Source organism: Blastococcus sp. Marseille-P5729 (assembly GCF_900292035.1).
GTDB lineage: Bacteria > Actinomycetota > Actinomycetes > Mycobacteriales > Antricoccaceae > Cumulibacter.
Window position 1 is genome coordinate 1,297,180 of sequence record NZ_OMPO01000001.1, and the last position, 14,964, is coordinate 1,312,143.

The 14,964-nt window shown below is 69.2% G+C and carries 8 protein-coding genes; 3 read left to right on the forward strand and 5 right to left on the reverse strand.

Annotated elements, in window-relative coordinates; genetic code table 11:
• Window positions 1-36 precede the first annotated feature (36 nt).
• The gene (locus DAA40_RS06425; RefSeq protein WP_106848806.1) at window positions 37-1,989 is read right to left on the reverse strand and encodes a M13 family metallopeptidase; all 1,953 of its coding nucleotides are present in this window, start codon (window positions 1,987-1,989) and stop codon (window positions 37-39) included.
• Window positions 1,990-2,059: 70 nt separating this feature from the next.
• Window positions 2,060-3,811 (reverse strand): alkaline phosphatase D family protein, encoded by a 1,752-nt coding sequence (locus tag DAA40_RS06430; RefSeq protein WP_199849545.1) that lies wholly within the window; start codon window positions 3,809-3,811, stop codon window positions 2,060-2,062.
• A 130-nt stretch (window positions 3,812-3,941) separates the two neighbouring features.
• Between DAA40_RS06430 and DAA40_RS06435 the strand changes: the two genes are divergently transcribed.
• The gene (locus DAA40_RS06435; protein ID WP_106848808.1) at window positions 3,942-6,527 is read left to right on the forward strand and encodes an RNA helicase; all 2,586 of its coding nucleotides are present in this window, start codon (window positions 3,942-3,944) and stop codon (window positions 6,525-6,527) included.
• A gap of 24 nt (window positions 6,528-6,551) precedes the next feature.
• Here the strand turns inward: DAA40_RS06435 and DAA40_RS06440 are convergent, their stop codons facing one another.
• The 3 genes from DAA40_RS06440 to DAA40_RS06450 all read right to left on the reverse strand — a co-directional run bounded on the left by DAA40_RS06440 (window position 6,552) and on the right by DAA40_RS06450 (window position 13,365).
• Window positions 6,552-7,535 carry an NADPH:quinone oxidoreductase family protein gene (locus tag DAA40_RS06440; protein WP_106848809.1) on the reverse strand — a complete coding sequence of 328 codons (984 nt, stop codon included), beginning with the start codon at window positions 7,533-7,535 and terminating at the stop codon, window positions 6,552-6,554.
• Window positions 7,536-7,585: 50 nt separating this feature from the next.
• Window positions 7,586-9,514: a sodium:proton antiporter gene (locus DAA40_RS06445; RefSeq protein ID WP_199849546.1), complete on the reverse strand. Its 1,929-nt coding sequence runs from the start codon at window positions 9,512-9,514 to the stop codon at window positions 7,586-7,588.
• Between the two features lie 155 nt (window positions 9,515-9,669).
• Window positions 9,670-13,365, reverse strand: coding sequence for a bifunctional proline dehydrogenase/L-glutamate gamma-semialdehyde dehydrogenase (locus DAA40_RS06450; RefSeq protein ID WP_106848810.1), 3,696 nt, complete (start codon window positions 13,363-13,365; stop codon window positions 9,670-9,672).
• Between the two features lie 103 nt (window positions 13,366-13,468).
• Between DAA40_RS06450 and DAA40_RS06455 the strand changes: the two genes are divergently transcribed.
• Both DAA40_RS06455 and DAA40_RS06460 read left to right on the forward strand, forming a co-directional pair.
• Complete coding sequence (locus DAA40_RS06455) at window positions 13,469-14,404, forward strand: LysR family transcriptional regulator (protein WP_106848811.1); 936 nt, start codon at window positions 13,469-13,471, stop codon at window positions 14,402-14,404.
• A 63-nt stretch (window positions 14,405-14,467) separates the two neighbouring features.
• Entirely contained in the window at window positions 14,468-14,956 is a 489-nt protein-coding gene (locus DAA40_RS06460) for a DUF456 domain-containing protein (protein ID WP_106848812.1), read from the forward strand.
• Window positions 14,957-14,964 lie beyond the last annotated feature (8 nt).

Below are 14,964 nucleotides of genomic sequence, written 5' to 3' on the forward strand. Positions count from 1 at the left end.
CCGCCGCGGCCGGCCCTCTCAGCATGCCGTCTCTGGCTACCAGATGCGGACGCGGTCGGCGGGGTCGAGCCAGAGGCCGTCGTCGGACGTCGTCCCGAAGGCCTCGTGGAACTCGTCCAGGTTGCGCACGATGTTGGCGCGGAACTCCGGCGGGCTGTGCGGATCGATGGTGAGGTACTGCCGCTCCTGCTCGAGTCGACGCTTGACTCGCCAGCAGAATGCCCAGTTCATGAACAGCCGGCGCGAGCCCGCGGGGTCGGCGATGCCGTCGGACGGCGCACCCAGAGAGATCTGATAGGCCTTGTGGCCGATGGTCAGCCCGCCGAGGTCCCCGATGTTCTCGCCCACCGTGAGCGCGCCGTTGACCCGCTCATCGGGCAGGTTGCGCGGCGCGAACCCGTCGTACTGCTCGATCAGCGCCTTGGACTTGACCTCGAAGGCCGCCTTGTCGGCGGCGCTCCACCAGTCATTGAGGTTGCCTGCCCCGTCGTACTGCGCGCCCTGGTCATCGAACCCGTGCCCGATCTCGTGACCGATCACCGAGCCGATCCCTCCGTAGTTCTCAGCTGCATCGGCGTCCGGCGAGAAGAATGGCTTCTGCAGGATGCCGGCAGGGAAGCAGATCTCGTTGGTGCCAGGGTTGTAGTAGGCGTTCACCGTCTGCGGCAGCATGAACCACTCGTCCCGGTCAACCGGGGCCCCGATCTTGGCCAGCTCCCGGTCAGTCTCGAACGCGGCCGCCGCATGCGCGTTGCCAAGCAGGTCGTCACCGACCTCGAGGGCCGAGTAGTCGCGGAACTCATCCGGGTAACCGATCTTCGGCCGGAAGGTGTCGAGCTTCTCGAGCGCCCGCTGCTTGGTCTCGGCCGTCATCCAGTCCAGCTGCTCGATCGACGTGCGGTACGCCGTGAGCAGGTTGTCGACCAGCTCGTCCATCATCTCCTTTGCCCGCGGCGGGAAGTGCCGTGCGACGTACAGCTCCCCGACCGCCTCGCCGATGGCGCCCTCGACGAAGCCGACCGCGCGCTTCCACCGGGCTCGCAGCTCGGGCGTGCCGCTCAGGGTGCGTCCGTAGAAGTCGAAGTTCGCCTCGACGATCTCGTCCGCGAGGTACGGCGCGGCGGCGCTCAGCACCCGGACGAGCAACCAGTCGCGCCACTTCTCGATCGGCACGTCATCGAGAACATTCGATAGATGCTTTAGGTATGACGGTTGGCGCACGCACACCTCGGCGAGAGTGCGCTGGTCACCGCCGAGCGCGCCCACGTACGCAGTCCAGTCGAAGCTCGGCGCGAGCGCGGTCAGCTCCTCGAAGGTGGTCAGGTTGTAGGTCTTCTGCACGTCGCGGGTCTCGGCCCGCTCCCAATGGCCAGCCGCCAGCCGGGTCTCGACCTCGAGGATGCTCACGGCCGCGGCCGAGGGATCGTCGTGCTCGGCGAAGGCGAGCATCCGCGCGAGATGCGCGAGGTACTTGTCGCGTACGTCGGCGAACTTCTCGTCGCGGTAATAGGACTCGTCGGGCAGCCCGAGCCCGCCCTGCAGGATGTTGACGAGGTACCGGTCGGAGTTACGGTCGTCGGTGTCGATGTACATACCGAACAGTCCCGAGCCGCCGGTCCGCTCGAAGCCGCCGAGAAAGGCCGCCATCTCCCGGACGTCGGTGAGCTCGCCGACCGCCCTGATCTGCGGTTCCAGCGGCCCAATCCCGCGGGCGTTCACGGCCTCGACGTCCATGAACGAGGCGTACAGTGCGGCGATCTTCGCGCCGTCCTCAGTCAGGCTCGCCGGCTCGGACGCAGCCAGCTCCTCCACGATGGCGTGAACCTGCTGCTCGGCGGCGTCCGCGAGCTCCACGAACGGCCCCCAGCTCGACCGGTCGCTCGGGATCTGGGTCGCCTCGAGCCAGCGTCCGTTGACGTGCCCGAAGAGGTCGTCCTGCGGCCGGATGTCGAGGTTCATGCCCGCGCGGGCGTCATCGAGAGTGCTCACGACGATCGACCTTAGTATGGCTCGCGGCTCAGCGACCGGAGCTCGACAACCGGAGCTCGACAACCGGAGCTCAGCGACCGGAGCTCTCCAGGCCGGCCTCGGGGCTCCCCACGTTCTCGGAGATCTCGTCGTCGCCCTCGGTGGTCACCATGACGCGCGACACGAGTTCGAGGCGCGGTGTCTGGGTCTGCTCGTCGTCGATGACGCCCGACTCCCACCGGAGCTCCAGACCGTCGGGCTGCACGATCACGGTCGCCAGGTTGTTGTCGAACCACGGTCCGAGGATCTTCCATCGATGCTCAGGCTCGGTCACCTTCTTGGTGCGTTTGACGATGAAGTGCATCGGTGCCGCGAGCCTGCGGGCAGCGAGGGTGTGACCCGCCCGAATGAACCGCGGCAACGGGTTGCGGATCGGGGAGCAGACGGCCTGCAGCACCCGAGAGGCTCCGCTTCCCAACGCGTCCTCCGGCAGCGACGCCACGAACGAGTTGTGCACGTCACCGGACAGGAAGGTGATCGTGCGCGGCGGGGTGCCGCGCCGTCCGGTCGCGACCTCGACGACCGCGTCGTACACCTCATGGAAAGAGTCCTGGAAGGCTGCCCAGTGCTCGAGGTCGACCGCGCGGCGCACCCGCTCGCCAAGCCAGGCAGCCGCTCGTCCCCACGCACCTTGGGACATCGCCTCGTTGAGCGCTTCCAGGTCGTGGATCCCGGGCAGCAGCAGGAACGGCAAGGAGGTACCGAGGAAGAGGTTCTCGACGTCCCCGGTCAGCTGCGTCTGCAGCCAGCGCATCTCATCGGCGTCCAGCATCCGCCGGTTGTCCGGGTCGAGATCCCGCGCCGCCCGCGAGTCGATCATCACCAGCCGGTTCGGCGCGAGGTCGACCGTGTAGCTCCACCGATAGACGGTCGGATCCTTGTCGACCCGCTCCGCCAGCGACATCACCACCTCGGTCACGTCGCACTCACCCGCGGCGGGATCGTGTCCAGCGATCAGCTGCCAGATCTGGTCCGCGGCGAGATCGTCGGGGCTCAGATTCCCGCAGTGCTGGTACACCCAGTAGGAAGACAGCGCGCCGACGATGCGGTCATGCCACCATGGGAGCTCGTTCATCTCACGGTGCCAGTCGCGCGAGGTGTTCCAGTCGTCGCGGACGTCGTGGTCGTCGAAGATCATCACGCTGGGCACGCTCGCAAGCAGCCACCGGTTGACCGGGTCGCTCCAGGCGAGCCGGTACAGGTGGGCGTACTCGGTGTAGTCCTTCAGCTCCTCCCCGGGCGGCTCGTCCAAGCCGCGACGCTGGTCGATGAACTCCCGCATCGCATCGGAGGTCTCGTCGGCGTACACCTGGTCGCCCAGGAAGGCGATCATCGTGGGCCACTCGTCGCGGTCCTTCGTCAGCGCATCGAGCGCGTAGGCGCGCAGTGCATCCACGCCGTTGCTGGCGTTTCCCGCGGCGTCGTGCGGCACGCTGGTGCGGCACGACCCGAACGCGAGACGCAGCGGACGGTCAGGATCCAGCGTGCTCAGCCGGGGCGGGGGCAGATCGGAGTCCGGCTGGGGCCATACCCGTTCGTCGTCCAGCAGGACCTCGTACTCGACCGAGGTGCCCGGTTCCAACCCGTCACAAACGACTAGCGCGTAGTGGAACTCCAGCACGCGGAAGGTGGGCGCGCTCCATCTGCGCTCGCCAGCGCGTACCGTGACCACGCCCCCGCGAGCGGTCTGCACCCAGACCGAGGCCGTGCTGGTGGTAACCATCCTGAGCAGGGGGCCAAGGACGATCGGCTCGTCGCGGAGCCCGTGCGCGCTAGTTGACACCAGTACGTTCTAGCGGATCCGGCGGCTCCGCGCCCAGCGAACGAGCAATCACTCCCCACCTGCGGTGGGTCTTACCTCGCTATAGCGAGGCAGAACGCAGCGCAGATGGGGGTCGTGATTGGATGGGCGGATGTCCCGGCTGGACCAGCATCTGGGGCCGGACGCCGGGCCCGACGACGTGTACGAGGCGTTCCTGCAATGGGCGACCGAGTCCGGCATCGAGCTCTATCCCCATCAGGACGAGGCGATCCTGGAGCTGCTCGGTGGCGCGAACGTCGTCCTCGCGACTCCCACCGGCTCCGGCAAGTCGCTGGTCGCCGCGGCCGGCATCCTCAACGCTCTCGCCGGCGACCGGGTCAGCTTCTACACGGCGCCGATCAAAGCGCTGGTCAACGAGAAGTTCTTCGATCTCTGCGCGCTGTTCGGGGCGGAGAACGTCGGGCTGCTGACCGGCGACTCCTCGGTCAACCCCGACGCACCGATCATCTGCTGCACCGCCGAGATCCTCGCCCACATCGCGCTCCGTGAAGGCCCGTCTGCCGACGTCGGGTTCGTCGTCGCCGACGAGTTCCACTACTACGGGGACCACGAGCGCGGCTGGGCCTGGCAGGTGCCGCTGCTCGAGCTCTCCAACGCGCAGTTCCTGCTCATGTCAGCCACGCTCGGCGACGTCACCGAGATCCGCGACGACCTCACTCGCCGCACCGGCCAGGAGACCGCCCTCGTCGCCGACGCCCCGAGGCCGGTGCCGCTCAGCTTCAGCTGGTCTCTCACGCCACTCGCCGAGACGGTCGAGGAACTGGTCACCACCCACCAGGCTCCGGTGTACGTCGTCCACACCACCCAGGCTGCCGCGATCGAGCACGCCCGCTCGCTGCTGCAGACCACGCTCACCACCCGCGAGGAGAAGGACGCGATCGCCGAGAAGATCGGCGACTTTCGATTCTCGGCCGGTTTCGGCAAGACCCTCTCGCGACTGCTGCGCGCGGGTATCGGCGTTCACCACGCTGGCATGCTGCCGAAGTACCGACGGCTCGTGGAGCAGCTGGCACAGGCCGGGCTGCTGAAGGTCATCTGCGGCACCGATACCCTCGGCGTCGGCATCAACGTCCCGATCCGGACGGTGCTGTTCACCTCCCTGGCGAAGTTCGACGGACGGCGCGAGCGGATCCTGCGCACCCGGGAGTTCCAGCAAATCGCCGGTCGCGCGGGGCGGGCGGGCTTCGACACCGTCGGGTACGTCGTGGTCCAGGCGCCCGAGCACGTGATCGAGAACGAGCGCGCCAAGGCGAAGTCCGAGGCGAAGAACGCAGCGAACCCCAAGAAGAAGAGCAAGCCGCAGCTGAAGAAGGCGCCGCCGGGCACGGTGGTGTGGAGCGAGCAGACCTTCGACAAGCTCGTCGCGGGCGCCCCTGAGCAGCTGCGTTCGCGGATGAAGGTCGACAACGCGATGCTGATCAACGTGGGCGCCCGCGAGGAGGACGCCGTCGAGGTCCTGCGGCGACTGCTCACCGACAACCACGAGCCGCGCGCCAACCAGGTCAAGCTCGCCCGGCGGGCGCTGCGGCTCACCCGCAGCCTGCTGCGCAGCGGCGTGGCCCGCCGGCTGGACGAGCCCGATCGGTACGGACGGCGCTACGTCCTGACCGAGGACCTCCCCTACGACTTCGCTCTCAACCAGCCGCTCGCCCACTTCGCGCTCGCCGCGCTCGAGCTGCTCGACCCAGCCCGCGAGAGCTACCCGCTCGACGTGGTCTCGGTCGTCGAGTCGGTGCTCGAGGCGCCGCGTGCGATCCTGTTCGCTCAACAGGACGCAGCGAAGCGGGAGGCCGTGGCCGAGCTGAAGGCGGACGGCGTCGAGTACGACGAACGTATGCGGCTGCTCGACGACATCACCTGGCCGCGTCCGCTGGCTGACGAGCTCGCGGCGGCGTACGAGCTGTACCGGCAGGGCCATCCGTGGATGCCCGAGCATGCCGTCGATCCGAAGTCGATCGTGCGGGAGATGTACGAGCAGGCCATGGGCTTTCACGACTTCATCAGTCGCTACCAGCTCGCCCGCTCCGAAGGGTTGCTGCTGCGCTATCTGACGGACGCCTACCGCACGCTGCGCCAGACCGTGCCGGAGTCGGCGCGCACGCCCGAGCTCGACGACATCGAGGCGTGGCTTCGGGAGACCGTGCGGCAGGTCGACTCGAGCCTGCTGGACGAGTGGACGGCGCTCGCCGACCCCTCGGCGGCCGCGGCCACACGAGAGGAGGCGGTCTCGGGGCCGCCGCCGCTGTCCTCACAGGAGCGGGTCCTAAAGGTCATGGTGCGCAGCGCCATGCTCGCCCGCGTGCAGCACATCTCGCTCGACCGCGTCGATGCGCTCGTCGCCGCGGACGCCACGGCAGCCGGCAAGTGCGACCCGCCGCGCGAGCCGGTAATGACCCGAGCGGCGTGGGACGCGGCGCTCGATGCCTACTACGACGAGCACGAGTCACTGATCGCGGACGGCGACGCACGCTCGCTGGCGAACCTGCGGATCGAGCCGGCATCCGGCCCACAGCCTGGCGGCGACCCTGACATCGATGCACGTCTATGGAACGTGCGGCAGACGCTGCTTGATCCGGAAGGCAACCGTGACTGGGTGGTGGACGCCGTCGTCGACCTCGACGCGACCGACGCGGCCGGCGAGCTCGTGCTGCTCACGACCGCCATGCATCGCCTGTAGACCTGCTCTCCCCGACGGGCTTGCTCAGGTGGGCGGGTAGACCACCACACGGCCGATCACCTGGCGGGAGCCGATCAGCTCCAGAGCAGCCGGGAGGTCATCGAAGTCGTACGTTGTCACGCGTGGGTGCAGCGCACCTGCCTGATACATCTGCACCAGGCTGTCGTGCACCCGTCGCCGGTAGGCACGATCCTCGCGGAAGGGCCGCATCCGGAAGCCGACGACGTCGTAGTTCTTCAGCAACGCGTGGTTCGTGGGCGCTTGCGCTATCGTGCCGCCGGCGAAGCCGACGACGACCAGCCGGCCCTCGACTGCCATGATCCTGCGGGACCGGTCGAAGGTGTCCCCACCGACCGGGTCGAACACGACGTCCACCCCACGACCCCCGGTGAGCTCCTTGACGACCTCGACGAAGTCATCGGTGCGGTGGTCGATGACGACGTCCGCCCCGAACTCCCGGCAGGCCTGGGCCTTCTGCTCTCCACCCGCGACCGCGATGACCCGGGCACCGGACGCCTTCGCGATCTGCACCGCGGCCATCCCCACGCCGCCGCTGGCACCGTGCACGACGACGGTCTCACCGACCTGCAGCCGCCCGCGACGCATCAACCCGACGTACGCCGTCTGATAGGCAACGAACAGGACGGCGGCGTGCTCGGGCGACATCTTGTCGGGTACCGGGAGCAGCCGGTCCGGGGTGGCCGCGATGCGCGAGGTGAGCGTGATGCCGCCCTTGCCTCCGGCGAGCGCGATTACCCGCTGACCCTCCGTCAGCCCGGACCCGGCGGGAGCGCGCAGCACCCGGGCGGAGGACTCCCCGCCAAGACCGAAGGGCAGGTCGGGCTTGTCGTGGTAGAGGCCTTGCGCCATCAGCCAGTCGGGGAACCCGACGCTGACCGCCTCGACCTCCAGCAGCACCTCGCCATCGGCGGGCTCGGGCTCTGGAATATCCACCTGCTCGATCACCGAGGGCGGCTCGCCCAGCCTAGTCACGTGCCATGTCCGCATGCGCCCACCTTAGGGACCCGGCGTCCACTCGACGCCACCCACGCCTTGACTTACGCGGTGCCGTTCGCGCGAGCGGCCTCGGCATTCGCGGCCTTCCCGCCGGGCACCTGGGAGATCAACGTCGTGCCGGACCGGGGCAGCACGGTGTCGTCGGTAACCGGCACGTATCGCCCTCCGATCTTCGCCAGCAGGATCGTCGCCTGGTCGCCGTACCGTGATCTGAAGTCGTCCAGCGTGTAGGCCTCGGTGAGCTTGGTGCTGCGGACCCGCATACCTCGCCGGGTCCGGTGGTCGAGCTCCTCGAAGGTGAGCGCCGGCGAGCCGAGGCTGGGTGCGGTCAGGTGACGGGCCGGGAGCGCCTTGGTCTTGGCACCCTTGATCGACAACGTCGCCTCCTCGTGCCGCTTGAGCTGGTAGACGTTCGGCTTGCCGAAGACGGGGGCGAACTGTCGTGCTGCGGTCGCGTTCACCTCATCGTCCGAGGTGACTGCAAGCAGGGTTCCGAAGCCGGCGAGTGGCATGTCGTCAGCGGCGTACTCGCTGAGGATGTGGGTGAACTCGACGTCCACACCGACCGACCGGCAGGCCTTCACGGCGCTGTAGTCGCGGGTGACGACCTTGACCGCCGTGCCGTCCTCGGCGACCCGCTGAGCGGCCTGCACTGCCCAGGTAGGCGCGCCCGCGAAGACCACCCCGGTGGGGTTGGTGCTGGCGAGCCCGAGGCGTTCGGCGAGGCGCCCGACGCCAAGACCGTAGATGGTCACCGACCCCACGATGAAGGCGAACACGAGCGGGACCAGAGTGTCTGCCTGGTCGGCGAGGAGGGTCAGATCGTTCGATCGCGGGCCGTTCTGGACGCCGGCCGCGGCGTGGTCGAGCTGCAACGCGAAGATACTCATGATCGCCGCCGCCACGATTCCGCGCGGCGCCATCGCGGCCAGCAGGATCCGCTCACGCGTGGTCGCATCGCTGCCCCAGAGCCCGACGAAGATGCTGACCGGGCGCACGACGATTACCAGCAGCGCCAGGAACAGCAGTGCCTGTGGCAGGACGTCGACCAGCTGCGCCCAGGTGATCCGTCCGGCGAGCAGCACGAACAGGACGCCGACGAACAGGACCTGCAGGTGCTCCTTGAACTCCAGCACCCGTTCGAGGTGCAGATCCGCCCGGTTCGCCAGGTAGATACCCATGACGGTCACCGTGAGCAGACCCGTCTCGTGCTGGAGCATGTTCGACAGGGTGAGGGCGCCGAGCGCTGCGGCGAGATAGGCGATGCCGTCGAGAAAGTCCGGGATCAGGTGCCGTCGCGTCAGCTGTGCCATCACCCAGCCCACTCCGAGGCCGATGCCGAAGCCGATCGCGAGGGTGTAAAGCAACCCGAGCACGACGGCTCCGATCGCGCCGTCCTGCCCGGCGACGATCGCCTGATAGACGAGGACGGCGAGGACTGCGCCGATCGGGTCGACGACGATCCCCTCCCAGCGCAACAGGGACGCGACCCGGCGCGTGGGGCGCAGCTGCCGCAGGATCGGGCTGATGACGGTGGGGCCGGTGACGACCAGGATCGCGCCGGCCAGCAGCGCAATGCGCCAGTCGTAGCCGATCAGCAGCGCCGCTGCGGTGATGAGTGCCCAGGCGATGAGGACGACGACGGTGCACAGTCGTCTGACCGACGTGCCGAGGTCACGGATCTGCTTGAACTTCAGCGTGAGCGATCCCTCGAAGAGGATCACTCCGACCGCGAGCGTCGTCCCTCCGAAGAGCATCTCGCGGTCGATGATCTCCTCGGGAGAGATGAGCTGGCCGAGTCCGAAGCCCACGACGAGCAGCACGAGGATCCCGGGGACGCGTAGCCGGCTCGCCAGCCACTGGCACAGGACGGCGATCACCAGCACGAGGGCGAGATAGCTGCCGGGCTGGGCGGCGGTGAACGCGTCGCTCACCCCGGAGGCCAGCAGGTCGCTTGGGTAGAAATGCACCCAGCAAGGCTAGTGATCCGGGCATCGGCTCGCGATGGTCCGCGGCGCACTGTGACTGTGTCTCCGCTCATGCCGATCGCAGTCACCCACCGCGTCCGACGTACCGCCCTCCCGGCGGGGTCACAGCAGGTCGTCGGTCACCCCGTCCGGCGGGGTCACAGCAGGTCGTCGGTCAGCCCGTCCGGCGTGCCGAACCGGTGCGCCGTGATCGCAACCGCCTGCTCGCGCACGAACGGCAGGAGCTCGACCTCGCCTGCGGATACGACCGGCCCTGCGTACACGGCCAGGTCAGGAGAGCCGTCCACGGCCTCGAACAGCGCCGTCACCGCGGCCCGCGCTGCGTCGGCGTCGCCGTCCCAGTCCAGGACCAGGCGCACCCGCGGGTCGCCTCCGTCGTCCGCCGATGCCGGCACGCGAGTCCACTGCAAAGCCCGCTTCTGGAACTGTTCGGTGGACTCGACCACGACCGTCGCCCGCTCGGCGATCCGCACGGCAGTCATCACCTCGGAGGGCAGATCGCGCGGAACACTCACCGTCAGCGGCGCGCCGGCGCGCACCCCGGCCGCCAGCACCCGCAGCAGATGCACGACGGGGCCAGACTCATGGCGGACCAGCACGGGGAGCGGCAGATGCCGCAGCACGTTGCGCTCGGCCACCAGAGCGCTGATGTCGTGCGCCGCACCGAAGGACGTCCGCCACGCGGTGTCATCGAGGGCGATGGCGGACAACAGCCAGGCGACCTCCGCGGGCGTGATCACCGCGTCGTCCACGCGGTCGGCAGCAGCGACCAACCCGGCGACCACCTCGTGATCGAGGCCGCGCCCCGCGCCCGCCGTGGGCCGCGCGCCGTCAATGCCCTCGACCGGACGGTCGTGCCAGGTGCCGAGTCCGTGCAGGTAGTGCGGGCCACCCGCCTTGGTGCCGGCGCCGACGGCCGAGCGCTTCCAGCCGCCGAATGGCTGGCGCCGCACGATGGCGCCGGTGATCCCGCGGTTGACGTAGAGGTTGCCGGCGCGCACGTGCTCGAGCCAGTAGCCGATCTCGTCGGCGTCCAGCGAGTGCAGCCCAGAGGTCAGGCCGTAGTCCACGGCGTTGACCAGCCCGACCGCTTCCTTCAGGGACTGCGCGCTCATCACGCCCAGCACCGGGCCGAAGTACTCCGTCAGGTGCGCATCTGAGCCCGGTCGCACGCCAGTCCGGATCCCGGGAGACCACAGCCGCTCGGTGTCGTCCAGCCGTCGCGGCTGCAGCAGCCACCGCTCACCGTCGGCGAGCTGGGTCAGCCCACGCGTCAGCTTCTCGCCCGGCGGCTCGATTACCGGACCCATCTGGGCGCGCGGATCCGCGGGGTAGCCCACGTGTAGTGAGGACGCCGCATCGAGCAGCTGGTGACGGAAGCGCTTCGACGTGGCGACCGAGCCGACCAGGATGACCAGCGAGGACGCCGAGCACTTCTGGCCGGCATGCCCGAAGGCCGAGCTCACCACGTCCTTGGCGGCGAGGTCGAGGTCGGCGCTCGGGGTGACGATGATCGCGTTCTTCCCCGACGTCTCGGCCAGCAGCGGCAGGTCGGAGCGGAAGGACCGGAACAGCTTCGCGGTTTCGTAGCCGCCGGTGAGGATGACCCGCTCGACGTCCGGGTGCGTGATGAGGCTGCGGCCTACCTCGTCCTCGTCGTCCGGATCGATCGAGATGAACGAGACCAGCTGCTCGGCGTCCGCGATCCCCGCCTCGCGAAGGCCCGCACGGATCGCGTCGTAGGCCACCGCTCCGGTGCGCACGGACTGGGGCGCGGGCTTGAACACGACCGGGGAACCCGCGGCGAGGGCGGCGAGCACGCCACCGACCGGGATGGCGACGGGGAAGTTCCACGGCGGGATCACCACGGTGAGCCGGGAAGGTTCGAACCGCGCGCCGGCGACCTCGTCGAGGCCGCGGGCCAGCCGTCCGTAGTAGCGCGCGAAGTCGATGGCCTCAGAGATCTCCGGGTCGCCCTGATCGAGCGTCTTGCCGGTCTCGGCGGCGACCACCTCGAGCAGGTCGCCACGACGCAGTTCCAGCTGGTCGCCGATCAGCCGCAGGACGGCCTCTCGCTCGGCCCCGGAGCGGGTCCGCCACGTCTCACCGGCGCGCCCGGCGGCCCTGAGGACGGCGTCGATCTGGTCCGCGTTGCGCACGCGAGCGGATTCCACGGTGTCCCGGCCGAGGGAGGAGCTTGGGATGCGCGAGGTGATCTGCCGACCCCAGTCCCGATTGGCCTCGAGCGAGGGGTCGGTGTCCGGGGTGTTCGCGAAGCCGTCCACGGCCAGCGGCACCGGGCCGGTCTCGCCGGTCAGCCGGTTCTGCGAGCGCTGCGGCGCGGGGACGGTCAGGTCGACGTCCTGCACGGAGGCCAGGAAGCGCTGCTCCTCCCGGTCGAATAGTCGCTGGTCCGAGTCGAGCTCGAAGACCGCTGACATGAAGTTCTCCTGGCTGGCGCCCTCCTCCAGGCGACGGACCAGATAGGAGATGGCGACGTCGAACTCGGCCGGGTGGACGACCGGGGTGTAGAGCAGCAGTGAGCCGACGTCCTTCTTGACGGCCTCGGCTTGCCCGGTGGCCATGCCGAGCAGCATCTCGAACTCCACGTCCGGCGCTCGAGTGGACGTCGCCGTGGACGACGTCGGGGCCGGCGTCATGGTCGACTCCGTGGTCGACGTTGCTGCGGCGCCCGGCCAGGTGGTGCTCAGTCCTCGGTCCTGCGCCAGGAGCCAGGCCAGAGCGATGTCGAACAGGTTGTGGCCCGCGACGCCGACCCGCACGTTCCGGGTGTGCTCCGGGGTAAGGGCGTAGTTGAGCACCCGCTTGTAGTTGGCATCGGTGGCCTGCTTGGTCTGGTAAGGAGCTTGTGGCCACCCCATGAGGGAGGCCTGCATCTGCTCCATAGGCAGGTTGGCCCCTTTGACCACCCGCACCTTGATCGGCGCTCCCCCGGCGTCCACCCGCTCGGCGGCCCATGCCTGCAGGCGCGTCATCGCCTCCATGGCGTCCGGCAGGTAGGCCTGCAGAACGATGCCGGCGGGCAAGGTTCTCAGCTCAGGGTGGTCCATGATCCGCATGAACACCGCCAGGGTCATGTCGAGGTCGTGGTACTCCTCCATGTCGAGGTTGATGAAGGTGGCACCGGCGGCGGAGCAGGCCTGGCGGGCCGCGAGCTGATAGAGCGGCAGCAGGTGCTCGGTGACCTCGTCGACGGCCTGCTCGAACGCCCAAGGGCTGTGCGGAGCGGTGGCGGCCGAGACCTTGACCGAGACGTAGTCGACATCCGGACGCTCGATCAGCGTCCGGATGCCGGTCAGGCGGCGCTCGGCCTCCTCACGCCCCAGGATCGCCTCGCCCAGGAGGTTGATGTTCAGGCGGACGCCGGGACGACGGATCTTGGCGATGGCCGGACCAAGCCGGGACTCGGACGCATCGACGATCAGATGCGAGACGAGACTGCGCAGCACCCTGCGGGCTACGGGGACGGCGACGCGGGGTACGAGCGGGGCGAGGCGGCCGCCCACGCGCATGGCGAGCTTCATGTACCAGGGCAGGAAGGTCGGAACGCGTGCGGCGAGATCGCGTAGCGCTTCAGCGGCGATTCGCGTGTCCTCGGGGCGGACGACGCGGTCCACGAACCCGACGGTGAACTCCAGCCCGTGCGGGTCCTCGAGCACGCCGGCGAGCTGTCGCGCCGCGAAGCCGGCGGGATGCTGGAGCGCCGCGGCCAGCCACACCCTGACCTGCAGGACGGCTGCCGGGGCGAGGCGCCGTAGATCGGCGGGGTCTGGGTGGCCGATGGGGGCGGGGGCGGACGAATCGGATGGCATAGAGCGATTGTGACTCGGATGAGCATCCGGGAACAGCGAATGCTTTCGTACAATATCGTTCGGATTATCCGACGATTGTTCGGAGGGATGTGGGGGTGGACCAGTGCTGGACGTACGCCGGCTCGTCCTGCTGCGGGCGCTGGCGATCCGCGGGTCGGTCACTGCCGTCGCGGCGGCGATGAACATGGCACCCTCGTCGGTGTCGGCGCAGCTCGCGGCGCTGGAGAAGGAGACCCGCACGACGTTGCTGCGTCGCGCCGGCAGAGGGGTGCAGCTGACGGCGGAGGCGCAGGCGCTGGTGGCCCGCATTGATCCGATCCTCGACGCGCTCGAGGAGGCGGAGGCTGCCCTGGGCATGGCTCGGGAGGAGGTGACCGGGCGAGTGCGGCTGGCGCTGTTCCAGTCGGCGGCCATCGCGCTGCTTCCCCGCGTGCTGACCGCCGTGCGGGAGCGGCATCCGCAGCTGCGGCTGGAGGTCGTGCAGTACGAACCCGAGACCGCCCTACACGAGACGTGGGTGCGGGACGTCGACCTGGTCGTCGCCGAGTACTACCCCGGCCACGCGCCCGTGCACTGGCCAGGTCTGGACCGCCACATCCTGCTGCAGGACGATCTGCAGTTGATCACGCCGACCGGCCTCACGGTCGGCGGGGTGCCCCTGCCCCCGGGTCGCGAGCTGGAGACGGTGCTCGCCGGACGCCCCCTCCCCTGGGTGCTGGAGCCAGAAGGCACGGCCACCCGGCACTGGGCTGAGCAGGTGTGCCGGTCGGCCGGGTTCGAGCCCGACGTCCGCTATGTCTCCTCGGACCTGCAGTCCCACCTCGCCCTGGTGGCCTCGGGAAACGCGGTGGGGATGCTGCCGGGCCTCATGCTGGCGAGCACCCCAGCCCGGGTCGCGTGCATCCGCCTGCCCGGCGATCCGGTGCGCACGGTCTTCACCTCGGTGCGGACGTCCTCCACCGGCTCACCTGCGATCAGGGCGGTCCGGGAGATCCTCCAGTCGGTCGCCGACTCCGCGTCGCCTCTCTCGGATGCGTAGGCCACGTGCGCCGCGCGGCCTACCTAAGCTCCCCCGCGCGCGGCGAGGCGGCAGGATGAGGGCATGACCGAGCTCGGAATCGCAGTCGTGGGCCTGCTGATGCTGGCGGGTCTCGCCGGCATCGTGGTGCCGATCCTTCCCGGGATCCTGCTGATCGCGGGGGCCGCGCTGTGGTGGGCGATCGCGGACGGCGGCACGGCGACGCACTGGTCGGCCTTCGCGTTCGTCGTCGCCTTCGCTCTCGCGGGAACCTGGCTCAAGTACGCGATTCCGGCGAAGCGGACGTCGCAGGCCGGAGCGAGCAACATCTCGATGGGGCTGGCGCTGGTTCTCGGCATCGTCGGCCTGTTCGTCATCCCGATCGTCGGCGGCCCGATCGGGTTCGTGCTGGGCGTCTATCTGGCCGAGCGGGTGCGGTTGCGCGCGCACGCGCCGGCCTGGGCGGCGACGAAAGCGGGCCTGCGCGGATTCGCGCTCGGCATGCTGATCGAGTTCACCGCAGCGGTGGCGATGATCGGGGCATGGGTGGTCGGCGTCCTGCTGACTCGCTGAGTCCGCCT

Excerpts from the sequence above, each read along its gene's own strand:
- DAA40_RS06450 (WP_106848810.1), bottom strand. The coding sequence starts at position 13,365 with ATGCCATCCGATTCGTCCGCCCCCGCCCCCATCGGCCACCCAGACCCC.
- DAA40_RS06460 (WP_106848812.1), top strand. The coding sequence starts at position 14,468 with ATGACCGAGCTCGGAATCGCAGTCGTGGGCCTGCTGATGCTGGCGGGT.
- DAA40_RS06435 (WP_106848808.1), top strand. The coding sequence starts at position 3,942 with ATGTCCCGGCTGGACCAGCATCTGGGGCCGGACGCCGGGCCCGACGAC.
- DAA40_RS06440 (WP_106848809.1), bottom strand. The coding sequence starts at position 7,535 with ATGCGGACATGGCACGTGACTAGGCTGGGCGAGCCGCCCTCGGTGATC.